Source organism: Magnetospirillum sp. UT-4, assembly GCF_902729435.1.
Classification (GTDB): Bacteria; Pseudomonadota; Alphaproteobacteria; order Rhodospirillales; family Magnetospirillaceae; genus Magnetospirillum.
In genome coordinates, this window is sequence record NZ_CACVCG010000041.1 from 1 (window position 1) to 14,558 (window position 14,558).

Here is a 14,558-nt window from a genome sequence, read left to right on the forward strand (position 1 = left end):
TAGGACGGGTTAGTCCAGAAGCGTGTTCTCAGCCTGATCAACGGCTTTGAAGATGCGGAATGGCGCTACCCCAAATTCCAAAGCTATCTGTGGGATAACATCGCCCAGACCGCGCTGTCGGAGAGAGAGCGAGCAGCACTTGTCGACCAGAACCACAGCAGTCTCATTGCGGCGGCTCAAAACCTCAGGCTCACGGATAAAGATGAAATCGGCCAGGGCAGTGAGATCGCCGAGGTCTTTCTCTACGGCTTGATGCGACATCATTTCGGCGCACTTCCAGTCGTTCCAAAGATTTTCTACAAGCAGAATGTCCAAGACAACGCCAAGGGCGCGGACAGCGTTCATATTGTCGCCGATGGCGAAGACTTTACGCTGTGGTTCGGTGAAGCCAAATTCTACAACTCCATTGCCGATGCTCGTCTCGATGCCGTCGTGACCTCGGTGATAAATTCACTATCGACAGACAAACTCAAAAAGGAAAACGCCATCATTACAAGCGTTTCCGATCTTGATGATTTGCCCATCGCAACGGAGCTCCGCACCAAGATCAAGGCCGCCTTGGACAACAGGGAATCCATCGACAATCTGAAACCCAAGATTCACATACCCATTCTAATCTTGCATGAGTGCGCCACCACATCGGGGACGAAGGATCTCACTGACGCATATAAGGCCGAGATAATCGCCTTTCACAAGGAGCGCGCCGAAGCCTATTATCTAAAACAGATCGCCAAATCTGGCGGCATACACAAATACAGCGACATAACTTTTCACATCATTCTCTTTCCTGTGCCCAGCAAGACCAAGATTGTTGATGCCTTTGTACAGGTCGTCGCTTTCTACAAGGGTCAGCTGTGATGGATGTATTTGAGACGTGCCACGAAATCAATCATTTTCTTTCGGTCAAGAACGAGGTGGCGGCTAGAAATCTGCTGATCCGCCTCCTTGCTGATCTCGACAGCACAAAGACAGCCTATCCGCAGGTTGTGAATCAGATGATCCGCGCCACCGGGTTATTTCCTTACCTGCAACTCTCGAATGCATCGTGGGATCAGAAGTTTGTGCATTACGCATTCGAGGTCGATGTCGGTCGGCGTATCGCGACCTTGCACCGTGAACAGTCGAGCGTTCTCTCCAAACTACTGGACGGGAAAAGCATCGCGGTGAGCGCCCCGACCAGCTTCGGGAAGAGCTTCATCATCGACGCCTTCATCGCCGCCAAGCAACCGGACAATGTGGTGATCATCGTCCCGACGATCGCGCTGATGGATGAAACGCGGCGTCGGTTGTTCAAGAAATTCTCCGATCAGTACACCATCGTTACCGCGCCAGACACGCGTCTCGGCCCGAAGAATATCCTCATCTTCCCGCAGGAGCGGGCGTTCGGATACCTCGCCGCGCTAGAAACTATCGATCTATTGGTGGTCGATGAATTCTATAAGGCGAGCCAGACGCACGACCGCGCTCGCGCTCCATCGCTCATCAAGGCGATCTTGAAGCTTTCTAAGAAAGCAAAACAGCGGTACTACCTAGCTCCAAACATCAAAAAGCTCAATGACAACGCCTTTACACGCGACATGGAGTTCTTAGAGCTCCTTGACTTCAACACCGTATACCTGGATATCAAGGAGATCTACAAGGAAATCGGCAACGATGAGATAAAGAAGGGACAGAAACTTATTGAGCTAATCTCGCCGGGCGGCCAGAAGTCCCTAATATATGCGGGCACCTACTCCGAAATCACGAAGATCGCCGAGCTCGCGATTGCTGCAATTCCTCCCGTCGACCGCATCTACACCACATCATTCTCTAAATGGCTGCGGCAAAACTACAAGTCAGACTGGGTATTGGCCGACTTGGTCGACCGTGCCATCGGCGTCCACAACGGCAGCATGCACAGATGCCTCAGCCAGCTTCAGATACGCCTTTTCGAGTATACAGATGGATTTGACAGCATCGTCTCCACCTCCTCAATTATCGAGGGGGTGAACACGTCCGCGCAGAACGTAATCGTATGGAAAAGTAAGTTAGGAAGCGCCAGCCTAAAAGACTTTACATACAAGAACATCATCGGACGCGGCGGCAGAATGTTCAAATATTTCGTGGGCAACATATTTTTGCTCGACGCCCCTCCGAAATCTGAAGACACCCAGCTGGTGATCGAGTTCCCTGAAAAAATCCTGGGCACGCTGGATGAAGACCAGGACGCGGATTCGCTCACGGATCGGCAGGTCGAGCGCATCATCGAATATAGAACCCAGATGTCATCGATCATCGGTGTAGAGAACTTTGAGCGCGTAAGGCGGGAGAATCTGCTCCAAGATAGCGACGCGGATTTCTTGCTTCGCCTTGCGATAGACATGAAAGACAACCCTAACGAATGGCGCGGATTTGGGTATCTGAATGCGAACAATCCCGATCAATGGGATACGATGCTTTACAAGATCCTTCGCCTTAAGCCGGGAAACTGGGAGACCCAGCACCGCAAGGTAGTGGTGACCACAAAGGCAATCGCGTACAATTGGGATCGGGATCTACCTACTCTCCTTTCATCGCTCAAAAGGGATGGGATTGATATCGAAGAATTTTTTAAGCTCGAGCGGACAATCACGTTCAAATTTTCAGCTCTTCTAAGTGACGCGAACGAACTCCACAGGATGATCGTCAACTCGTCAGTCGATATTTCGGCCTTCATCGGGCGCATGAGTCGGGCGTTCTTGCCGAGCGCAGTCTACCACCTCGAAGAGTACGGGCTTCCGCGCATGATATCGAAAAAAATTCACGCGTCTGGCCTCATCAACTTTCTCGACCCAGAAATGGACCTATTGGCAGCACTCGAGCGGTTTAATTCCCTCGGACTAGAGACGGTGCTAGCTATCAGGTCGCTCGGGCCGTTCGACCGTTACGTCGTCAAGTTCTTCTTCGACGGGATCACACCCGATGACGCCATTGAGATCAAGGACGTAGAATAAGTGTTCAATTTAGAATTACGGTGCCAGTGCACTTAACTTCCCAGCGAGCCTTCCCGCCCCCAGGCGGATGTCCTCACAACCCGGGCAAGTCCGGTACATCCATCTGCGTTCATCTGTGTTGCATGAATCGCCACCAGCCACCCGGCCCGCCGGGTGGTGCGCATGGCTGCCATGGATCGCCGGGTCGAGCCCGGCGATGACGTATGGGGGGAATTGCCCTTGGCCGCTCGCGGGGAGGGTGAGGGCCGGGGCGCCGGCCATGGGACCCCCAACCGGCCGGCACATGCAGACGCAGGCCCTCTCCCGCTCGGCTGCGCCTCGCACCCTCGCCCGCTTGCGGGAGCTTTGCGAAATTGCCTTTCTGGGCTCCCTCCCCCCCTGTGGGGGAGGGCTGGGGTGGGGGGTGCGCGCGTCAGCGCGCTACATGAAGTGTTTGATGACGTTAAATATTTTTCCGCGCTCGCCGCGCGTAAGCCCCCCTACCCGGCGGCTGCGCCGCCACCCTCCCCCACCAGTGGGGAGGGTTTCGCAAAGGTCCCGCAAGCGGGCGAGGGTGGGGGAGGCGTGTCCCCGCCGATCCGCCATCCGCCAAACAAAAAGGGCCGCGTCGCCGCGGCCCTTTCCGGTTTTCACAAGGACGAAAACCTAGTCCTCGTCGCGGTGCTTGCGCTTGTCCTTGCGCTCGGCCTCGACCTGGGCGGTGATGTCCTCACCGGTTTCCTGGTCGACGCACTTCATGGACAGCTTGACCTTGCCGCGGTCGTCGAAGCCCAGGACCTTGACCTTGACCTGCTGGCCCACCTGCAGCACGTCCGAGGTCTTGGCGACCCGCTCGCGGCTGATTTCCGAGATGTGGACCAGGCCGTCGCGGGAGCCGAGGAGTTACGGTGCCAGTGCACTTAACTTCCGGATCTGCTGTTATGCACCGGAGCCGACCCTCGGGACGGGCGCCATGGGCGCCGATCCGTCAATCCGGCGACCCTTCCCGCCCCCTGCCGGATGTCCTCACGATCCGGGCACGTGCGGTACATCCATCTGCGTTCATCTGTGTCTATCTGCGTTCATCCGTGTTGCCTGACCCCGCGCCCGCCGCCCGGCCCGCCGGGTGGTGCGCATGGCTGCTATGGATCGCCGGGTCGGGCCCGGCGATGACGTATGGGGGGAACGGGCCTTGCCCGTTTGCCGGGAGGGGGAGGGCCGGGGCGCCGGCCATGGGACCCCACGGGCGGGCACATGCGGACGCAGGCCCTCTCCCGCAAGCGGGGCCTTTGCGCAACCCTCCCCGCAGGCGGGCGAGGGTGGGCGGGGCGTGTCCCCGCCGTTCCTTCATCCGCCAAACAAAAAGGGCCGCGTTGCCGCGGCCCTTTCCGGTTTTCACAAGGACGAAAGTCTAGTCCTCGTCGCGGTGCTTGCGCTTGTCCTTGCGCTCGGCCTCGACCTGGGCGGTGATGTCCTCACCGGTTTCCTGGTCGACGCACTTCATGGACAGCTTGACCTTGCCGCGGTCGTCGAAGCCCAGGACCTTGACCTTGACCTGCTGGCCCACCTGCAGCACGTCCGAGGTCTTGGCGACCCGCTCGCGGCTGATTTCCGAGATGTGGACCAGGCCGTCGCGGGAGCCCAGGAGTTACGGTGCCAGTGCACTTAACTTCCGGATCTGCTGTTATGCACCGGAGCCGACCCTCGGGACGGGCGCCATGGGCGCCGATCCGTCAATCCGGCGACCCTTCCCGCCCCCTGCCGGATGTCCTCACGATCCGGGCACGTGCGGTACATCCATCTGCGTTCATCTGTGTCTATCTGCGTTCATCCGTGTTGCCTGACCCCGCGCCCGCCGCCCGGCCCGCCGGGTGGTGCGCATGGCTGCTATGGATCGCCGGGTCGGGCCCGGCGATGACGTATGGGGGGAACGGGCCTTGCCCGTTTGCCGGGAGGGGGAGGGCCGGGGCGCCGGCCATGGGACCCCACGGGCGGGCACATGCGGACGCAGGCCCTCTCCCGCTCGGCTGCGCCTCGCACCCTCTCCCGCAGGCGGGCGAGGGTGGGCGGGGCGTGTCCCCGCCGTTCCTTCATCCGCCAAACAAAAAGGGCCGCGTTGCCGCGGCCCTTTCCGGTTTTCACAAGGACGAAAGTCTAGTCCTCGTCGCGGTGCTTGCGCTTGTCCTTGCGCTCGGCCTCGACCTGGGCGGTGATGTCCTCACCGGTTTCCTGGTCGACGCACTTCATGGACAGCTTGACCTTGCCGCGGTCGTCGAAGCCCAGGACCTTGACCTTGACCTGCTGGCCCACCTGCAGCACGTCCGAGGTCTTGGCGACCCGCTCGCGGCTGATTTCCGAGATGTGGACCAGGCCGTCGCGGGAGCCCAGGAAGTTCACGAAGGCGCCGAAATCGACCACCTTCACCACCTTGCCCACGTAGATGACGCCCAGCTCGGGCTCGGCGACGATGCCGCGGATCCAGTCGATGGCCTGCTGCGCCTTGTCGATGTCGGTCGAGGCGACCTTGATGGTGCCGTCGTCCTCGATGTCGACCTTGGCGCCGGTGACCTCGCAGATTTCGCGGATGACCTTGCCGCCGGTGCCGATGACTTCGCGGATCTTTTCCTTCGGGATGTTGAAGGTGGTGATGCGCGGAGCGTTGCCCGACACTTCGTTGCGGGCATGGTCGATGCCCTTGGCCATCTCGCCCAGGATGTGCAGGCGGCCGTCCTTGGCCTGGGCCAGGGCGATCTTCATGATCTCCTCGGTGATCGAGGTGATCTTGATGTCCATCTGCAGGGCGGTGACGCCCTTCTCGGTGCCGGCGACCTTGAAGTCCATGTCGCCCAGGTGATCCTCGTCACCCAGGATGTCGGTCAGCACCGCGAAATCGGCGCCTTCCTTGATCAGGCCCATGGCGATGCCGGCCACCGGGCGCGGCATCGGCACGCCGGCATCCATCAGCGCCAGCGAGCTGCCGCAGACGGTGGCCATGGAGGAGGAGCCGTTGGACTCGGTGATTTCCGAGACCACGCGCAGGGTGTAGGGGAAGGCCTCCTTGGCCGGCAGGCACGGGCGCACGGCGCGCCAGGCCAGCTTGCCGTGGCCGATCTCGCGACGACCGGGCGAGCCCATGCGGCCGCACTCGCCCACCGAATAGGGCGGGAAGTTGTAGTGCAGCATGAAGTGCTCGCGATACTCTCCGGACAGGGCGTCGATGATCTGCTCGTCCTGGCCGGTGCCCAGGGTGGCGACCACCAGGCCCTGGGTTTCGCCGCGGGTGAACAGCGCCGAGCCGTGGGCGCGGGGCAGCACGCCGACCTCGACCTCGATGGGGCGCACGGTCTTGGTGTCGCGGCCGTCGATGCGAACGCCGGTCTTCAGGATGTTGCCGCGCACCACCTCGGATTCGAGATCCTTGAGGATGCCGTAGGCCACCGCCTTCTCGGAATCGACGTCGAGGGAGGCCATGGCCTTGTCCTTGACGGCGCCGACGGCGGCGTAGCGGTCCTGCTTCTTGACGATCTTGTAGGCCTCGGCCAGCTCGGCGACGATGCCGGCGGCCTCGAACTTGGCGCGCACGGCGGCCACTTCCGGNGGGCGAGCCCATGCGACCGCACTCGCCCACCGAATAGGGCGGGAAGTTGTAGTGCAGCATGAAGTGCTCGCGATACTCTCCGGACAGGGCGTCGATGATCTGCTCGTCCTGGCCGGTGCCCAGGGTGGCGACCACCAGGCCCTGGGTTTCGCCGCGGGTGAACAGCGCCGAGCCGTGGGCGCGGGGCAGCACGCCGACCTCGACCTCGATGGGGCGCACGGTCTTGGTGTCGCGGCCGTCGATGCGAACGCCGGTCTTCAGGATGTTGCCGCGCACCACCTCGGATTCGAGATCCTTGAGGATGCCGTAGGCCACCGCCTTCTCGGAATCGACGTCGAGGGAGGCCATGGCCTTGTCCTTGACGGCGCCGACGGCGGCGTAGCGGTCCTGCTTCTTGACGATCTTGTAGGCCTCGGCCAGCTCGGCGACGATGCCGGCGGCCTCGAACTTGGCGCGCACGGCAGCCACTTCCGGCACCGGCGGCGCCATGTCCCACGGCTCCTTGGCGCAGGATTCGGCCATCTCGACGATGGCCTGGATCACCGGCTGGAACGCCTTGTGGCCGAAGGTGACGGCACCCAGCATGACCTCTTCGGACAGCTCCTTGGCTTCCGATTCGACCATCAGCACGCCTTCGGTGGTGCCGGCCAGAACCAGCTCCAGCTCGGAGGTTTTGATCTGGTCGGCGGTCGGGTTCAGCACGTACTGGCCGTCGATGTAGGCGACGCGGGCGGCGCCCACCGGGCCCATGAAGGGAACGCCGGAAATGGTCAGGGCGGCGGAGGTGCCGACCATGGCGACGATGTCGGGATCGTTTTCCAGGTCATGGGACAGCACGGTGCAGACCACCTGCACCTCGTTGCGGAAGCCATCGACGAACAGCGGCCGGATGGGGCGGTCGATCAGGCGGGAAACCAGGGTTTCCTTCTCGCTCGGGCGGCCTTCACGCTTGAAGAAGCCGCCGGGGATCTTGCCCGCGGCGAAGGCCTTCTCCTGGTAGTGCACGGTCAGCGGGAAGAAATCCACGCCCGGCTTGGGCGTCTTCATGGCGACCACGGTGCACAGAACGGTGGTGTCGCCATAGGTGGCGAGCACGGCGCCGTCGGCCTGGCGGGCGATCTTGCCGGTTTCCAGCACCAGCTTGCGCCCACCCCACATGATCTCCTTGCGGGTGACATTGAACATCGACATTAGGTGTCATTCCTTATCCATGCACGGCGCCGCCGGATTGCGGCCCCGCGGGGCGTCCCGTTCCGTACAAACACGGCCGCCCGCGCGAGGACCACCCCCACGCGGGCACCTTCCGACGCGACGCCCGAAACGTCGATCGAAACGAAAAACAATTACTTACGCAGACCCAGGCGACCGATCAACGACTCGTAGCGAGACGTGTCGACGCTCTTCAGGTAATCCAGCATGCGGCGGCGCTGGCCGACCATGATCAGCAGGCCGCGGCGGGAATGGAAATCCTTCTTGTGTTCCTTGAGGTGCTCGGTCAGGTTGCGGATGCGCTCCGACAGAATGGCCACCTGGACTTCCGGCGAACCGGTATCGCCTTCCTTGGTGGCGTATTCCTGAACCAGCTCCTGCTTACGCACGGGCGTAATCGACATCGTCTTCTCCTGATGAAGAGGGTTGGAGAATCACGCGCACCGGGCGAAGGGTTCCGCCGTCGATGCGCGCCAGCGCCACCAGCCTTGCCCCCTGCATGGCCCGTACATTCGTGCCGGGCGGCGGGGTTGGGGCCTCGCGTCCGGCCAGTCCCGCCAGGGGAAGGGCCTGCCCGCTCATGAGGCGCCGGGCCTCCGCTTCCGTCAGGGCCAGGGCCGGGATGTCGTCCAGCGCGGTCTCGATCGGAAGCAGATGGGTCCGAAGCGCGGGACCTTGCCCGAGCTCCTGCAACTTGTCCAGGGAAATCGCCGACGACTCGTCGAACGGGCCGCAGGCGGTGCGGCGCAGGGCCGCCACATGGCCGACCGTGCCCAAGGCGACGGCGAGGTCGCGGGCCAGCGAGCGGATATAGGTGCCCTTGCCGCATTCCACCTCGAACTCGGCATGGTCGGCATCGGGCATGGCCAGCAAGGCGATGCGGTCGATGCGCACCAAGCGCGGCGCCAGCTCCACCGCCGCGCCGGCGCGGGCCAGGTCGTAGGCCCGCTCGCCCGCCACCTTGATGGCCGAGAAGGCCGGCGGCACCTGCAGGATGTCGCCGGTGAAGGCGGGCAACGCGGCCGATATGGCGTCGCGGTCGGGGCGCACCGGACTGGTGGCGATGACCTCGCCCTCGCGGTCCTCGGTGCTGCGGGCTTCGCCCCAGGCCACCACCACGCGGTAGGTCTTGGCCCCGTCCATGACGTAGGACACCGTCTTGGTCGCCTCGCCCAGGGCGATGGGCAGGATGCCCGAGGCCAGCGGGTCGAGCGTGCCGCCATGGCCGATCTTGGCGGCGTTGGTCAGGCGGCGGAGGATGGAGACCACGGTGGTCGAGCCGATCCCCACCGGCTTGTCCACCGCCAGCCAGCCGTCGATGGGGATGCCTTTGCGCTTACGGGGCATGGGGAAGCGTCCGGCGGTGGAAAAACCACAGAGACACAGAGACACAGAGAAGGCACAGAGAAATCGTTTTTCCTCTGTGTTTCCTCTGTGTCTCTGTGTCTCTGTGGTTCATATACCGCGTCCGCAAACGGCTGTTCGCCGCTTTGCGCTATTCCCCGTCATCTTCGCCGTCGATGGAGTCGGGGTCGAAGCGGCGGCCGAATTCGGAATCGCCGCTCCCGGGGACCGACAGGTCGCGGCGGACCTGGGGGCTGTTCAGCAGGGCCTCGATGCGGCCGGCCTCGTCGAAGCTGGTGTCGGGTTCGAAGCTGAGATTGGGGACGCTGCGCAGATCGACCATGCGGGCGATCTCGTGGCGCAGGAACGGGCGCGCCCGCTTCAGCCCGGCCAGCAGCGGGGCGACGTCGCCGCCGCCCAGCGGCACCACGAACACGGTGGCGTTCCTGAGATCGGGACTGACGCGGACCTCGGTGACGGTGATGGCGCGCCCGGCCAGGTCGGGATCGCGGATGTCGCCGCGCTCGATGATGGTGGCGATGACGTGGCGCAATTCCTCGCCGACGCGCAATTGGCGTTGCGATGGGGGCTTGTGTCCGCGCGGCATGGGCGCCCTCGGCTCAGCTCGGACGGGCGGCGGCTACAGGGTAGCCGCCACCTCCTCGACCTCGAAGCACTCGATCACGTCGCCCTGGCGGATATCCTCGTAATTGGTGAAGGACATGCCGCATTCGTACCCCTCGCGCACTTCCTTGACGTCGTCCTTGAAGCGCTTGAGCTGGCCCAGCTCGCCCTGGTGGATGACCACGTTGTCGCGCAGCAGGCGCACGCCGGCGCCGCGCTTGACGATGCCTTCGGTGATCATGCAGCCGGCGACCTTGCCGACCTTGGTGATGTTGAACACCTCGCGGATCGAGGCGTAGCCGATCAGGTGTTCCTTCAGGGTCGGCGCCAGCATGCCCGACAGCATGGTCTTCATGTCGTCGGTGACGTCGTAGATGATGGAATAGTAGCGGATGTCGACGCCGTCGCGCCGCGCCATGTCGCGCGCCTGCGGGTTGGCGCGGACGTTGAAGCCGATGATGATGCCGCCGCTGGCCTTGGCCAGGGTGATGTCGGATTCGTTGACCGGGCCGACGGCGGCGTGCAGCACGCGCATCTTGACGTTCTCGTTGCCGATCTTTTCCAGGGTGCCGGTGATGGCTTCCACCGAGCCCTGCACGTCGCCCTTGATGACCACCGGCAGTTCCTTGGCCTCGCCGGCCTTGATGGCCGAGAACATCTGCTCGAGGGTGCCGCGGGCGGCCAGCTTGGCCTTGGCCTCGCGGTCCTGGCGCTGGCGGTAGCCGGCGATCTCGCGGGCCCGGGCCTCGTCCTCGACGGCGATGAAGTCGTCGCCGGCGGCGGGAACGCCGTCCAGGCCCAGCACCTCGACCGGCGTGGACGGGCCGGCCGATTCGACGCGGTTGCCCTTGTCGTCGACCAGCGCCCGCACCTTGCCCCATTCGGAGCCGACGACGAAGACGTCGCCGACCTTCAGGGTGCCCTTCTGCACCAGCACCGTGGCCACCGGGCCGCGACCCTTTTCCATCTTGGCCTCGACCACCGTTCCCTGGGCGGCGCGCTCGGGATTGGCCTTGAGGTCGAGAATCTCGGATTGCAGCAGGATGGTTTCCTCCAGCCGCTCCAGGTTCATGCGCTTCTTGGCCGAGACTTCGACGGTCAGCACGTCGCCGCCCAGATCCTCGGTCACCAGGTCGTGCTGGAGCAGTTCCTGGCGGACCCGGCCGGGATTGGCGTCGGGCTTGTCGATCTTGTTGATGGCGACGATGATCGGCACGCCGGCCGCCTTGGCGTGGCGGATGGCTTCCACGGTCTGCGGCATGATGCCGTCATCGGCGGCGACCACCAGCACCACGATGTCGGTGACCTTGGCGCCGCGGGCACGCATGGCGGTGAAGGCCTCGTGGCCGGGGGTGTCGATGAAGGTGATCCTGCCGCCCGAGCTCAGGGTCACCTGGTAGGCGCCGATGTGCTGGGTGATGCCGCCGGCTTCGCCCGAGACCACGTCGGTCTCGCGCAGGGCGTCAAGCAGCGAGGTCTTGCCGTGATCGACGTGGCCCATGATGGTGACCACCGGCGGCCGCGGCAGCAGCTCGCCCTCGGCATCCTGCGCGCCTTCCAGGCCGACCAGGACGTCGGCGTCGGACACGCGGGTGAAGCGGTGGCCGAACTCCGCCACCACCAGCTCGGCGGTGTCGGCGTCGATGGACTGGTTGATGGTGGCCATGACGCCCATGCGCATCAGGGTCTTGATGACGTCGCCGCCGCGCTCGGCCATGCGGTTGGCGAGATCCTGGACGGTCAGCGATTCGGGAACCACGACGTCGCGGATGACCTTCTCCGATCCCTTCTGGAGGTGCTTCAGGCGCTCGCGTTCGCGGGCCCGCTTGACGGCGGCCAGCGAGCGGCCGCGCTCGCCGCGGTCGTCGTCGGTCAGCGCGTCGGTGATGGTCAGCTTGCCGGTGCGCCGGCGCGGCTCGGTGCGCTTGACCGGAGCCGGCTTGTGGGCGGCGGCCTTCTTGCGCGCGCGCTCCTCCTCGTCCTCTTCCTCCTCGCCGGGGCGGCGCACGCCGGGCACCGCCGGGGCGCCGGGCGGGCGCGGCGGCGGCGGTGCGGTCATGCGCGGGCCGGGGCGGGCTTCGGCCGGCGGCTGCGCCGGAGCAGCAGCAGCGCCAGCGCCAGCGGCGGCGGCGGGCTCGGCGGCGGCGGGCTGGGCCTCGGCCACCGGCTCGGGTGCCGGGGCGGCTTCCTCGGCGGCGACCGGAGCGGCCTCCTCAAGCTCTTCGGGTGGCGGTTCGAGGGCGAGGCGCTCGGCCTCCTCGGCCCGCAGGCGGGCCTCCTCCTCGGCGCGGATGCGCGCCTCCTCGGCGGCCTTCATGGCGGCTTCCAGCGCCCGGGCGCGAGCCACCTTCTCGTGATTGGTGAGATCGTGGGCGGCGACCGCCTGCTGCAGCGCCTCGACATTGGCGACCGCCTTGGCCAGTTCGGCCTCGGCGCCGGAATGATCCTCGCGGATCACATGCATGGCACCGCCGGCGCCGGGGGCGAAACGGCGGGTCTGCTTCTTCTCGACGGTCACCACCTTGGAGCGCCCGTGCGAGAAGCTTTGGCGGACCTGGCCGGACTCCACGGTCTTCTTCAGCTCCAGCTTGCCCGGCGAGGACAGCTTCAGCGGGGTCTTGCGCTCTTGGTTTTCCGAATCGCTCATGTAATCACTTGCTCTTTCAGGCTAGATACGGCCCGGCGGCCGTCCGTCAACCAACATCGCCGGCAATCGGGGAGCGAAAGCCGGCCAGCGGCGCGGCTTCCGCCAGCAGCCGTCGGGCCAGGCCCCCCGGCGCCACACCCACATGCACCGCGTGGTCGCGGCCGAACACCGCTCCCAGTTCGGCGGCGCCGAACACTTCCACCACCGGCAGGCCGGTCGCCAGCGTCTTCATCCGTTCGCTTCCCGAGGCGGCCTCGGCCGCCTCGACCAGCACCGCCACCCGGCCGGCCTTCAACTCGGCGCGGACTTTCTCGTACCCGCACACCGCCTCGCCGGCGCGACGCGCCAGGCCCAGGGTGGCGAGACAGCGCCGGACCAGCAGATGCTCCACCAGGTCGGCCAGCCCCTCGGGCACCGTCACCGCCTGGCGGGCGGCCCTGGCGAACAGCCGCTTGGTCACGGCCGTATTTACCATATCCCGGCGGGGGCTCAACCAGATTCCCCGGCCGGGAAGCCGCTGCTCGACGTCGGGCACCACCGTGCCGTCGGGCGAGACCACGAAGCGCAGCAGCTCCACCTTGGGCCGGCGCTCGCCGCTGGCGATGCAGCGCCGCTCCGGCCCGCTGTCCTCGTCCTCTTCGGCGGCCGCCACCGGGCCACTCTCCCTAGGCGGCGCCGCCGTCTTCGAACCAATGGGCACGGGCGGCCATGATCACCGCGTTGGCCTGATCCTCGCCCATGTCGTCCTTGCCGACCACGTCGATCAGCTCATCCGAGGCGAGGTCGCCCAAATCGTCCAGGGTCTTGATCCCCTTGTGCCCCAATTTCACCAGCATCAGCGGGGACAGCCCGTCGATGGCAGCCAGATCGTCGGAAACCCCCAGGTCGCGGCGCATGGCGTCGTAGCGCTCGTCCTGCTCGGCCAGGAAGGCCTTGGCGCGGTTCTGCAGCTCGGCGGCCACGTCCTCGTCGAACCCCTCGATGCCGGTCAGGTCCTCGGGCGGCACGAACGCCACCTCCTCGACGGTGGAGAAACCCTCGGTGACCAGCAGATGGGCAATGACGTCGTCGACGTCCAGGGCGTCGATGAACATTTTCGAGCGGGTCCGGAACTCCTCGTTGCGGCGCTCGGATTCCTCGGCCTCGGTCATGATGTCGATGGACCAGCCGGTGAGCTGGCTGGCCAGACGCACGTTCTGGCCGCGCCGGCCGATGGCGAGGCTCAGCTGATCGTCGGGGACCACCACTTCCATGGCGTGGTTCTCGTCGTCCAGCACCACCTTGGTCACCTCGGCCGGAGCCAGGGCGTTGACCACGAAGGTGGCGTATTCGCCCGACCACGGGATGATGTCGATCTTCTCGCCCTGCAGCTCGGCCACCACCGCCTGCACGCGCGAGCCGCGCATGCCGACGCAGGCGCCGACCGGGTCGATGGAGGAATCGTGGCTGATCACCGCGATCTTGGCGCGGCTGCCGGGATCGCGGGCGACCGCCCGGATCTCGATGATGCCGTCGTAGATCTCCGGCACTTCCTGGGCGAACAGCTTGGACATGAAGGTGGGGTGGGTGCGCGACAGGAAGATCTGCGGTCCCCGGGGCTCCTGGCGGACGTCGTAGATGTAGGCGCGCACGCGGTCGCCGGTGCGGAAGGTCTCGCGCGGGATCAGCTCGTCGCGGCGCAGCAGCGCCTCGGCGCGGCCCAGATCGACGATGACGTTGCCGAACTCGACGCGCTTGACCAGGCCGTTGCTGATCTCGCCGACGCGGTCCTTGTACTCGTTGTACTGGCGGGTGCGCTCGGCGTCGCGCACCTTCTGCACGATCACCTGCTTGGCGGTCTGGGCGGCGATGCGGCCGAAATCGATGGGCGGCAGCGGATCGACCAGGAAGTCGCCGACCTTGGCCTCGGGCGACTTCTTCAGGGCGCGCGACAGGGCGACCTGGGTGGCCTCGTTCTCGACCGTCTCCACCACCTCGATGTAGCGGGCCAGCTGGATCTCGCCCGACTTGCGGTCGATGTGGGCGCGGATGTCGTGCTCGTGCCCGTACTTGGAGCGGCCGGCCTTCTGGATGGCCTGCTCCATCGCCTCCAGCACCTCGTCGCGGTCGATGCCCTTGTCGCGGGCGACGGCGTCGGCCACCTGCAGCAGTTCGGGGCGGGGAAGCGCAGCGATTCGTTCCATGG

General features: G+C 64.9%; 9 protein-coding genes and 3 pseudogenes. 2 read left to right on the plus strand and 10 right to left on the minus strand.

From position 1 onward, the window contains the following. Positions 1 to 114 precede the first annotated feature (114 nt). Together MTBUT4_RS04940 and MTBUT4_RS04945 are read left to right on the plus strand one after the other, a co-directional pair. Positions 115 to 858 carry a DUF1837 domain-containing protein gene (locus MTBUT4_RS04940; RefSeq protein WP_254434746.1) on the plus strand — a complete coding sequence of 248 codons (744 nt, stop codon included), beginning with the start codon at positions 115 to 117 and terminating at the stop codon, positions 856 to 858. After that, positions 858 to 2,972: a DEAD/DEAH box helicase gene (locus tag MTBUT4_RS04945; RefSeq protein ID WP_173978557.1), complete on the plus strand. Its 2,115-nt coding sequence runs from the start codon at positions 858 to 860 to the stop codon at positions 2,970 to 2,972. The genes MTBUT4_RS04940 and MTBUT4_RS04945 overlap by 1 nt, the downstream gene beginning before the upstream one ends. A gap of 645 nt (positions 2,973 to 3,617) precedes the next feature. On the opposite strand, the pseudogene MTBUT4_RS04950 reads toward MTBUT4_RS04945, so the two are convergent. The 10 genes and pseudogenes from MTBUT4_RS04950 to nusA all read right to left on the minus strand — a co-directional run. Continuing rightward, positions 3,618 to 3,851, minus strand: a pseudogene (locus MTBUT4_RS04950) (S1 RNA-binding domain-containing protein); the annotation flags it as partial. 511 nt (positions 3,852 to 4,362) lie between these two features. After that, positions 4,363 to 4,596: a S1 RNA-binding domain-containing protein gene (locus tag MTBUT4_RS04955; protein WP_371737575.1), complete on the minus strand. Its 234-nt coding sequence runs from the start codon at positions 4,594 to 4,596 to the stop codon at positions 4,363 to 4,365. A 509-nt stretch (positions 4,597 to 5,105) separates the two neighbouring features. Next, a pseudogene (pnp, locus tag MTBUT4_RS04960) lies at positions 5,106 to 6,545 on the minus strand (polyribonucleotide nucleotidyltransferase); the annotation flags it as partial. A gap of 22 nt (positions 6,546 to 6,567) precedes the next feature. Beyond that, positions 6,568 to 7,740, minus strand: a pseudogene (gene pnp / locus MTBUT4_RS04965) (polyribonucleotide nucleotidyltransferase); the annotation flags it as partial. Positions 7,741 to 7,892: 152 nt separating this feature from the next. Next, positions 7,893 to 8,162 (minus strand): 30S ribosomal protein S15, encoded by a 270-nt coding sequence (gene rpsO, locus MTBUT4_RS04970; protein WP_173978559.1) that lies wholly within the window; start codon positions 8,160 to 8,162, stop codon positions 7,893 to 7,895. Beyond that, positions 8,140 to 9,105 (minus strand): tRNA pseudouridine(55) synthase TruB, encoded by a 966-nt coding sequence (truB, locus tag MTBUT4_RS04975; protein WP_173978560.1) that lies wholly within the window; start codon positions 9,103 to 9,105, stop codon positions 8,140 to 8,142. Before truB ends, rpsO begins: the two co-directional genes overlap by 23 nt. Positions 9,106 to 9,253: 148 nt before the next feature. Next, positions 9,254 to 9,709 (minus strand): 30S ribosome-binding factor RbfA, encoded by a 456-nt coding sequence (gene rbfA, locus MTBUT4_RS04980; RefSeq protein WP_173978561.1) that lies wholly within the window; start codon positions 9,707 to 9,709, stop codon positions 9,254 to 9,256. 33 nt (positions 9,710 to 9,742) lie between these two features. Next, a complete protein-coding gene (infB, locus tag MTBUT4_RS04985) occupies positions 9,743 to 12,373 on the minus strand; it encodes a translation initiation factor IF-2 (protein ID WP_173978562.1) in 2,631 nt (876 codons plus the stop codon). A gap of 46 nt (positions 12,374 to 12,419) precedes the next feature. Continuing rightward, positions 12,420 to 13,025, minus strand: coding sequence for an RNA-binding protein (locus MTBUT4_RS04990; protein WP_173978563.1), 606 nt, complete (start codon positions 13,023 to 13,025; stop codon positions 12,420 to 12,422). Positions 13,026 to 13,038: 13 nt separating this feature from the next. After that, positions 13,039 to 14,556, minus strand: a complete 1,518-nt coding sequence (nusA, locus tag MTBUT4_RS04995; RefSeq protein WP_173978564.1) for a transcription termination factor NusA — start codon at positions 14,554 to 14,556, stop codon at positions 13,039 to 13,041. Positions 14,557 to 14,558: the final 2 nt, after the last annotated feature.

Excerpts from the sequence above, each read along its gene's own strand:
- nusA (WP_173978564.1), bottom strand. The coding sequence starts at position 14,556 with ATGGAACGAATCGCTGCGCTTCCCCGCCCCGAACTGCTGCAGGTGGCC.
- MTBUT4_RS04945 (WP_173978557.1), top strand. The coding sequence starts at position 858 with ATGGATGTATTTGAGACGTGCCACGAAATCAATCATTTTCTTTCGGTC.
- truB (WP_173978560.1), bottom strand. The coding sequence starts at position 9,105 with ATGCCCCGTAAGCGCAAAGGCATCCCCATCGACGGCTGGCTGGCGGTG.
- rbfA (WP_173978561.1), bottom strand. The coding sequence starts at position 9,709 with ATGCCGCGCGGACACAAGCCCCCATCGCAACGCCAATTGCGCGTCGGC.
- infB (WP_173978562.1), bottom strand. The coding sequence starts at position 12,373 with ATGAGCGATTCGGAAAACCAAGAGCGCAAGACCCCGCTGAAGCTGTCC.
- rpsO (WP_173978559.1), bottom strand. The coding sequence starts at position 8,162 with ATGTCGATTACGCCCGTGCGTAAGCAGGAGCTGGTTCAGGAATACGCC.